A 9237-nucleotide genomic window follows, 5' to 3' on the forward strand; every position below is an offset into this window, starting at 1 on the left:
CCCCCTCCCTCGGCAGGAGGGGGCGCGCGGCCGTCGCCGTCCCGGCGCAGCGGCCGAGGCCACGAGGGCCGCCGGGACGCGAGGCGCGGTGACGGCGCCTCCGGTTCCCGGACCGGTATCGCGGAACCTTCTGCGTGCGCCCCGCGTGGGTAGAGTGAGAGACCGTCGGCACCGGTCGACGGGGGCGCCGACCACCGCGGTGCGGCAGTGCGCGATCGGGGGATCGGGCACGCACGGCACGGGAGGCACGACCGGTCGGCGAGCACCGCCGGCCCGTTGGCCGCGGTGCCGCGGCAGCACCGCCGCCGGGCGCGACGCGCCGGGCGGGTGGCAGCGGGGTCGGAAGGGGGACGCCGAGGTCGGGCGGACTGTGACCACGGGGCGGGCATCTTACGGTCGGCCCCGGTACCAGGCACACTTACCGCCGGGAGACGTCGCGGTTCGCGCGGACGACGCGTGGCGACGGGCGCACCGGTGAGAGCAGAGGTGGAGATGACGGCCGGACAGGGAGCCGATGCCGGAACGCGCGTCCCCCAGCCCAGATCCGGGACCGGCACGCCGGTCCCGACCGCCCCCGGCCTGCGCTTCACGGTGCTCGGGCCCGTCGTCGTCCGCGACGGCACGGCGACGCTACCGGCGGGCACCCCGCAGCAGCGGGCGCTGCTGGCGGAGCTGCTGCTGCGGCGGGGCCGCCCGGCGACGGCCGACGAACTCCTCGCCGCCATCTGGGGTGTCGACGCCCCCACGCACGCGCTGGCGACGCTGCGCACCTACGCCTCCCGGCTGCGGAAGACCCTCGGCGCGCGCTCCGCCGCGCTGGTCAGCGAGGCCGGCGGGTACGCGCTGCGGTTGGGCCCCGAGGACGCGGTGGACCTGGCCGAGGTCGAGTCGCTGGCCCGGGCCGCCGAGCGGGCGGACGAGCAGGGCGACGCCGCCCGTGCCCACCGGCTGTACGGCGAGGCCGTGGAGTTGTGGGAGGGGGAGCCGCTGTCCGGGGTCCCCGGGCCGGGGGCCGAACGCCATCGGGACCGGCTCGCCGAGCAGTTGCTGTCGCTGCGGGAGGCGCGGCTGGAGGTCGCGCTGCGGGCCGGCCTGCACACGGAGTCCGTGTCGGAACTGACCGCGCTGACCACGGCGTACCCGCTGCGGGAACGGCTGCGGGAGCTGCTGATGCTGGCGCTGTACCGCTGCGGTCGGCAGGCGGAGGCGCTGGCGGTCTACGCGGACGGCCGCCGCATCCTCATCGACGAACTCGGCGTGGAGCCGCGGTCGGAACTGGCCGAGCTGCACCGGCGCATCCTCGCGGCCGACGAGGCGCTCGCCCCGGAGCCGCAGCCGGACCGGGAAGCGGAGGCGATGGTGGAGCCTCGGCAACTCCCGGCCGCGGTGAGTGACTTCACCGGCCGCCGGTCCATGGTGCGCGAGCTGGGCGACCGGCTGGGCTCCGCGGGCGGCTCCGTCATGGCCGTCTCGGCGCTGGCGGGGATCGGGGGCGTCGGCAAGACGACCCTGGCGGTGCACGTGGCGCACGCGGCCCGTGACCACTTCCCGGAGGGGCAGCTCTACGCCGACCTGCGCGGCGAGTCGGCGGGGCCGGCCGACCCCGCCGCGGTGCTGGCCGGGTTCCTGCGGGCACTGGGCACTCCCGAGGCGACGATCCCGGAGGGGGTCGACGAGCGCGCCGCGCTCTACCGGTCGCTGCTCGACCGGCGCCGTGTCCTCGTCCTGCTGGACAACGCGCGGGACGCCGCCCAGGTGCGCCCGCTGCTGCCGGGTGCGCCGAGCTGCGCCGCGCTGGTCACCAGCCGGGTCCGCATGATCGACCTCGCCGGCGCCCACCTCGTCGACCTGGACGTGATGAGCCCGGAGGAGGCCATTGAGCTCTTCGCCAAGATCGTCGGGGCCGAACGCGTCCGCGCGGAGCGCGAGGCCGCCATGGACACCGTCGCCGCCTGCGGTTTCCTGCCGCTGGCGATCCGCATCGCCGCCGCGCGGCTCGCCGCCCGCCGCACCTGGACGGTCGCCGCGCTGGCGCGGCGGCTCTCCGACGAGCGGCGGCGCCTCGACGAACTCACCGCCGGGGACCTCGCCGTGAAGGCGACCTTCGAGCTCGGCTACGGCCAGTTGAACCCGGCGCAGCGCCGCACCTTCCGGCTGCTCGGCCTCGCCGAGGGCCACGACATCTCGCTGCACGCCGCGGCGGCCCTGCTGGCCGAGGAGCCGGACCGGGCGGAGGAGTTGCTGGAGTCGCTGGTCGACACGAGCCTGGTCGAGTCGGCCGCACCCGGCCGGTACCGGATGCACGACCTGGTGCGGCTCTTCGCCCGTGCCTGCGCGGAACGCGACGAGCAGCCGCCGGTGCGGGAGGCCGCCCTGGCGCGGCTCCTCGACTTCCACCTCGCCACCGCGAAGCACGTCTTCGCCATGGAGCGGCCCGGCGACAGCACCATCGAGCACCTGGCCGCCACCGACCGCCCCGGGCTCGACTTCCCGCACCCCGACGCGGCGCTGGACTGGCTCTTCACCGAGGCGGAGAGCCTGCTCACCACCGCCCGCCTCGCCGCCCGGGGTGCGACGCTGCGGGCAGCGGTCGACACCCTCATCGCCGCCAAGGACCTGGCGGAGTCGGGGGCCTACGCGCTGCACTACGAGCGGTGCGCGCGAGCCGTGCTCGCGGCGGCCCGGGAGGCGGGCGACGAGACCGCGGAGGGACGTGCCGGCATCTCCCTGGCGCACAGCCACCGCATGGCGGGCCGGTTCCAGGACGCCGACACCGAGGCCGCGTCGGTCATCGCGCTGCCCGGCTGCGCCGCCGACCCGGTGACGGCGGGCAACGCCCACAACGACCGGGCGATCACCTCCATCTACCTCGAACGTCCGGTGCAGGCGGAGGAGCACCTGCAGACGGCGTTGGCCGCCTTCCGGGCCGACGGCAACGCCTCGGGCGCGGCGAGCGCCCTCAGCAACCTCTCACGGCTGCGGCTGGGCGCGGGACGTCTGGATTCGGCAGTGTCCCTGGCCGAGGAGGCCCTGGAGACCTACCGAGGGCTCGGCGCCACCCTCCGGCTGTCCAACGCCCGGTACGCACTCGGGATGGCACTGACCGCCGCCGCCTCCTACGACCGCGCGCTCGGCGAACTGAGCGCGGCGCTCGCGGGGTTCGACAGCAACCGGCAGCAGATCTGGCAGGGGATGACGATGTTCCGGCTGGCCGAGCTCCACCGCGCCCGCCAGGACCCCGCCGAGGCCGCGGCACACGCCGAGCGTGCGCTCGGGCTGCTGGAACACGTCGGCGGCGAGTGGCGGCGCGCCAACGTGTTGAGTCTCCTCGGTCACGCGCTGCACGACTCGGGCCAGGACGACCGTGCGCAGGTCTGCTGGCGGAACGCGCTGCACCTGTACGAGCGGGCCGGGCGCCCGGAGGCAGCGGAGATGCGGCGCCTGGTCGACTGCGACAGGCCCTGACGTCCAGCCGCCCGGCGGAAGTTGACGTCAAGAGAACGTTTATCGTGCGCTGACAGCCTCTGGACCACTCCGGCGGAGACATCCGCCGGAGTCCGCCGCCCCCAGCAGGCGACGGCAGCACGGTCCGCACCACGGCAGGGAGCCACCACATGACCACCGCCACGCCCAAGCCGCAGGACAACCACGTCACCGGCGACAACCACGTCACCGGCACGCCCAAGCCGCAGGACAACCACGTCACCGGCGACAACCACGTCACCGGCACGCCCAAGCCGCAGGACAACCACGTCACCGGCGACAGCCACGCCACCGGCACGCCCACCGGCTGAGTACCCTCCGAAGCCGCGGCCACCGTGACGGTGGCCGCGGCTTTCGTCGGTCCGGGACCGTGCCAGGAGCCGTGGGGGGGCCGGTCGGGGGACGTTTAGCAGACGTTTAACGGCGACTGCCAGGCTGTGTCCACGAGTTGCCCCCACGGGGAGGGCAACTCGGTCCGGTGCCCTCGGTGGTGCCGGGCACCGTTCGACAACCGGATGCCGGCCTGGGGGGGCCGGCGCCCGGTTCCGGCGGCTCGCACCCGGGCGGGACCGCTCCACTGGGGGGTGGGGCGTTCCGCCCGGGGAGCACGAGCCGCCGCCGGACACCGGGGGGGTATCGGTTCCGGACGTCGGACGGTGCAGGCCGCCAGGGGGGCCCGAGGGGGGGGGCACCGGCGGCACCGGAGCAGCGACCGGTCCGGGCAGCGGCAGGGGGCCGCCCCGGGCCGGTCCGGCCCGGGAGCGTGTGCGGCGGCCGTCCGGCGGACGGTCCACGGCACGCGGTCCGGTCGGCGGCGTCACGTCACGTCACGGGAGCCGCGGGGGCGGCTCCGTACCGAACTCCCCGTTCAGGACGCCCGGCAGACCGGCCCGCCGGACCGGGCGTCCTGCCACAGGTCGTCCGGCGCCGCCCGGCACTCCACCGGGCCGGCGCCGGCCACGGCTGACGCCGGACCGGCCAGGGGCACCCCCGGCTCGGTGCACGGCGGCGCGGCCACCGCCCCGCGACAGCGAGGGCACCGGCCGCGCCGAACGGTCCGTCCGCCACGGTGGTGGGCCGGTCCGGCGTCTCCCGCAGGGACCGGGGGCAGCCCCGGTCGCGGTCAGCGCTGGATGACGGTGACCGTCAGCGGGGCGTGGTCCGAGGCGGTGGAGTCCAGGACGGTGAACTCCTCGAAGTCGGCGCCCTCACTGCCGAAGACCCAGTCGATGCGGTGGGCCGGATCATGCGTCGGCGCCGTGAACGCGTCCGGGTCGCCGGCCTCGTCCTGGGCGCTGCGGAACCCGGCGTCCAGCACCGTGTCGATCTCGGTCGAGCCCGGCTCGGCGTTGAAGTCCCCCGCCAGCACCGAGAACGGCTCCTCGCGGTGGTCCGCCAGCAGCGTCCCCAACTGGACCAGCCGGGTGTCCCGCGCGTCGTCGTGCTGGAGGTGCGTGGTGGCGACCCGGGTGGTGAGCCCGTCGGCGAGTTCGATCTCCGCCACCGCGTAGGAGCGGCCCATGGTGCCGCCGCTGCGCGGGAGCGACCGGCTGTGCGACTCCGTCACCGGCAGACTGGTGAGGATGACGTTGCCGAACTGCCGGTCGGCCGCGGGCGCCCACACCGCGGTGACGTCGAGCCGGTTCTCCAGCCAGGCCAGCAGGTCGGTGCCGCCCGCGACGGGCCAGCCGCGCGGCACCTCCTGGAGCACCACCACATGCGCCCCGGAGTCACGGACGACCGAGAGGATCTGCTCGGGGACCAGCTCCGCGTCGCGGTCGACCGCGTAGTGCACGTTCCACGACAGCAGCCGATAGGAGCCGTCGGCCGTGTCGGTCGGCAGCGGGTGGGGCGCCGGGGACAGCGCCCCGCTGAGCGGCGGCATCGCGAAGAGGACGCCCGCGGTCAGCAGCGGGGCCACCGCGCGCGCCGGACGCGCCGGCGGACTCGCCGTCCAGGCCGCCCAGCCGATCGCCGCCGCGCCCAGCACGGGAAAGACCGCGTTGGGCACCGGCATCGGCATCTCGTAGTGCGCCTGGTACGGCAGCACCACCGCGACGTACCCCAGGCCGCAGCCCAGACCCGCGAGCGTCATGCCGAGCAGCGCGGTACGGCGGCGGCCCGCCTCCCGCAGCGTCACGGCGCGGGTGAGCAGCAGCGGCAGCAGCGCGAGCGCCAGCAGCGTCAGCGGTCCGGCGAGGAGCGGCGGCGAGACCAGCAGCGCCAGGACGACCACGGGCAGCGCCACCGCGGCCACCGGTCCGGCGACGGGGAGTTGCGGCAGCGAGAGACCCGCGATGCCCAGCAGGACGCCGCCGGCGATCCACATCCCGGCGGAGGACTGCGACATCCCGCCCTGCGACGCCAGGAACGCGGGCGAGGCGAGGAAGACGCCGAGCAGCGCCAGCACCGGGCCCGCCACCGCGAGCTGCGCGGTGACCGGCATCGGCACCGAGGCGTTCTCGCGGTACCGCGCCCACGCCGCGCCCGACAGCGCGAGGACCAGCAGCAGCGCCACCGACCAGCCGATCGGCCCGCCGCGCCAGACGGGGTCCCACAGGTCCAGCGGCAGCCGGACCGCCAGGTCTATCGCGACGCCCAGCGCGACGGCGCGCGCCACCCACGCGGGCCCGTCCTGGGTGCCGAGGGCGGCGCGGAGCACCAACAGCAGCGCGATCAGCGCCGCCGCCACCGCGGCCGAGACCGTCAGCAGCCCCCGTGCGGCCGGGAACTGCACCACCAGCCGGAGGACCGCCAGCCCGCAGACCGAGAGCAGCACCGCCTCCCGCGAACCGACCCACCAGGTCAGCGGGCCCGCCAGCGCGGCGGCGCCGAAGGTGACCACCGCGGTGAGGGCCGCCCAGGGCACGCCGTGGCGGACGGCGACCCCGTCCAGCAGCGGACCGGAGGCCCGCAGCATCTCCAGGGCGGCGATGGTGGTGAGCACCACCAGCACGCTGGTCAGCGGCGCGGCGCCCGGCCACGGCCAGCGGTGGCGGACGGGCAGCACCCCCGCGGTCGACAGCGCGGGACGGGCGTCGGCGGCACCCCCGGACGCGTCGGGTCCGGCGTCGCGGCCGGGTTCGGCACCGGGCGTGCCGGGCTCACGGCCGGGGTCGGCCGGTTCCCGGGCTGCGGCGCGGGGGGCGACGGCGTCGTCGTTCCCCGGGGCGGCGGTGGCCGGCGGGGTGGGCCCGGCCTCGGACGGGGGGCGTCGCGCGGGCGACGCGGCGGAGGAAGAAGGCGGCAGGGGCATGATCGCCGAGGCTAGTACGGCGGTGTCGCAGCCGGACAGGCACGGGTCCGCAACACGCCCCGCATGCGGGGGTGCGGCGCCCGGCGTAGCGTCGTGAGCACGACGCACTCCCATTGGAGGCAGGCCATGTTGCGTAACGTGCTGGGGGCCGTGCTCGCCGTCCTGGGGGCGGCGATCGCCCTCGTCAGCCCCTTCCGGGACTGGTACGCCGGGCGCGCGGGGAGGGATTTCCGGCTGCAGGAGCTGTTCTCCTCGGGCGGGATCACCGACACCCGCGCCGACCTCTTCGCCGGCATCTTTCTGGTGATGCTGGCGGTGGCGGTGCTGACGGTCCTCGGGGTGGTGCTGCGGTCGAGGTTGCTGGTCGCGCTGGCCGGCGTCGTCGCGCTCGGCATCACCGTGCTGTGGATGGTGCGCCAGTACCAGGTCGCCGACACCCTGGTGGTCGGCGGTGACGGGATGCAGTGGGGCGCCGTCGGCGCGCTGGTCGGCGGGGCGCTGCTGCTGATCGGCTCCGCGCTGATGGCCGGCCGGCACCCCGCGGTGGCGCACGGCCGCCACCGCCACGACGGCCGGGGACGCGGTCACCGGCCGGTGGCCGGGGGCGAGGACGACCGGTACGAGGACCGGTACGACGACCGCTACGCCGACGAACCGGACCGGCCCGTGGACCCGTCGTACGACCACTACCCCCGCGCCTCCCACGACCCGTACGCGCCGGGCCGGCCGGTGGACCCGGCCGACCCGCGGTACGACCCGCACCACAACCGCCCGCCGGACCCGGGCCCGCCCGCCGCGCCGCCTCCCGGCCGGGGGCAGGCCGGGGCCGACGACGAGACGGTGGTGGACGGCCCGTGGCACACCGGGCGCCGGGGCAGCTGGGGTGACGCCCGCCGTCGCGAGGACGACGAAGGGCACCACGGCGGGCGGGACGCCGCCTGACGGGCCGGGCCCGTCCCCGGGAGCGGGCGGGCCCACCGGTGGGCGAAGCGGTGACCGCTTCCCCGCCCCTCGGCCGTGTCCGGCGGACAGCCCCGGTGGGCGGTCCTCCGGTGGCGGTCTTCAGAGGGCCGTCCTCGGTGCGCGGTCCGTCGGCGGTCGGCCCTCGGCGCCGGGTGGGCCGCCGGGGGGCGGTCGACCGGGTGCTCCCGGGTGCGGGCCGCGCGTGGCGCCGCGGACCGGCAGGGCCGGGTCGGCGTGCCGAACGGTCAGCCGTCGGCTGCGGGCGCCGAGGAGATCCGGGTGCCGCGCGCCGCGTCGAGGGCGTACACGCAGTGGTCCGCGGAGCAGGCGAAGACCATGCCGTTCGCGGCGGCCGGGCTGCCGGTGATGGCGCCGCCGGTTTCCAGCTTCCAGGTCAGCCGCCCGCTCACCGCGTCGACGGTGTACAGGCAGCGGTCCTCGGAGCCGAAGTGGACGCGGCCGTCGGCCACCACCGGGGAGCCGACCAGCGCGCCCCCGGCGCCGAACCGCCAGCGCGGCGTGCCACTGACGGCGTCCAGCGTGTACATGGCGCTGCCGCTGCCGAGGTGCACCAGGCCGTCGGCAACCAGGACCGGCTCGGCGGACTGCCGCGACTCGGTCGGAATCCGCCAGCGCTCCTCGCCGTCGGCGGCGTCGAGCGCGTAGACGGTGCCGAGGTAGTCGGCGAAGTACACGCCCGCGGAGCCGGAGTGCCCGCCGACAGCCGTGGGCGGGCACAGCACCGCCGCCGGGGCGTCGAAGTGCCAGCGCGGCGACCCGTCGGCGGCGTCCAGCGCCAGCACGCGGGAGCCCGCCGCGACGTGCACGGTGCCCTCGGGGCCGGGGCGGACCCGCACCGGTACCCCGCCGGTGGCCGCGGCGTCCCCCACGTGGTGGCGCCACAGCTCACGGCCGGTCCGGGCCTCCAGCGCGCGGACCTGGCCCTCACCCCAGACGTAGACGACGCCGCCCTCGATGACCGGCCCGGTGTCGGGCGTCTCGAAGTCGGACTGTGCCCCGCCGATCGACCACAGGCGTTCGCCGTTGGCGGCCTCCCATGCCTGCACCCCGCCGCCGCGGGTCGCGGTCACGACCGTGCCGCGCTCGGCGCGCAGCGCGTGGATCCAGCCCTCCGCCGGGACCCGCCAGCGGTCGCCGCCGTCGGTGGAGTCCAGCGCGTACAGGCTGGGACCGTCGGAGGCGATGACCCGGCCGCCGGTGACCGCCATCGACCAGGCGACCTCGCGGGTCTTGAAGTGGCGGCGCCCGGAGGTGACGTCGAGCGCGTGCACCTCGAAGGAGGTGACGTAGAGCAGTCCGGAGCGGACGACGGGTGAACCCCAGAGGTCGTTGGACATGCGGAACCGCCACGGCCGCCACTGGGCGGGGGCGGCCGCGGGCGCGTCGGACCCGCCCTGCCCGACGGCGAGCTGCGCGGGGCGGGGCGGCTGCGGGGCGGGCCCGCCTGGTCGATGGCGGTCACCGGCGGCCGGGTCATCGCCTCCGACGGTCCCAGCCTGTACGCGCTGGACTCC

General features: G+C 76.7%; 5 protein-coding genes. 3 read left to right on the plus strand and 2 right to left on the minus strand.

Translation table 11 applies throughout. From position 1 onward, the window contains the following. The first annotated feature begins 492 nt into the window (after positions 1-492). Positions 493-3465 carry an SARP-family global regulator AfsR gene (afsR, locus tag HCN56_RS20320; RefSeq protein ID WP_167973213.1) on the plus strand — a complete coding sequence of 991 codons (2973 nt, stop codon included), beginning with the start codon at positions 493-495 and terminating at the stop codon, positions 3463-3465. 149 nt (positions 3466-3614) lie between these two features. Then, on the plus strand, positions 3615-3794 hold the full coding sequence (locus tag HCN56_RS20325) for a hypothetical protein (protein ID WP_167973215.1): 180 nt from the start codon (positions 3615-3617) through the stop codon (positions 3792-3794). An 812-nt stretch (positions 3795-4606) separates the two neighbouring features. Here HCN56_RS20325 and HCN56_RS27055 read toward each other — a convergent pair. Further along, the gene (locus HCN56_RS27055) at positions 4607-6739 is read right to left on the minus strand and encodes an endonuclease/exonuclease/phosphatase family protein (RefSeq protein ID WP_167973217.1); all 2133 of its coding nucleotides are present in this window, start codon (positions 6737-6739) and stop codon (positions 4607-4609) included. Between the two features lie 126 nt (positions 6740-6865). On the opposite strand from HCN56_RS27055, the gene HCN56_RS20335 reads away from it, so the two are divergent. Beyond that, positions 6866-7681 carry a hypothetical protein gene (locus tag HCN56_RS20335; RefSeq protein ID WP_209312984.1) on the plus strand — a complete coding sequence of 272 codons (816 nt, stop codon included), beginning with the start codon at positions 6866-6868 and terminating at the stop codon, positions 7679-7681. Positions 7682-7947: 266 nt separating this feature from the next. On the opposite strand, the gene HCN56_RS20340 is transcribed toward HCN56_RS20335, so the two are convergent. Then, positions 7948-9237 (minus strand): PQQ-binding-like beta-propeller repeat protein (locus HCN56_RS20340; protein WP_167973219.1); only part of this gene is annotated, 1290 nt, incomplete at its 5' end.

Origin of the sequence: Streptomyces lonarensis (genome assembly GCF_012033735.1) — a bacterium.
GTDB classification, from domain to species: Bacteria; Actinomycetota; Actinomycetes; order Streptomycetales; family Streptomycetaceae; genus Streptomyces; species Streptomyces lonarensis.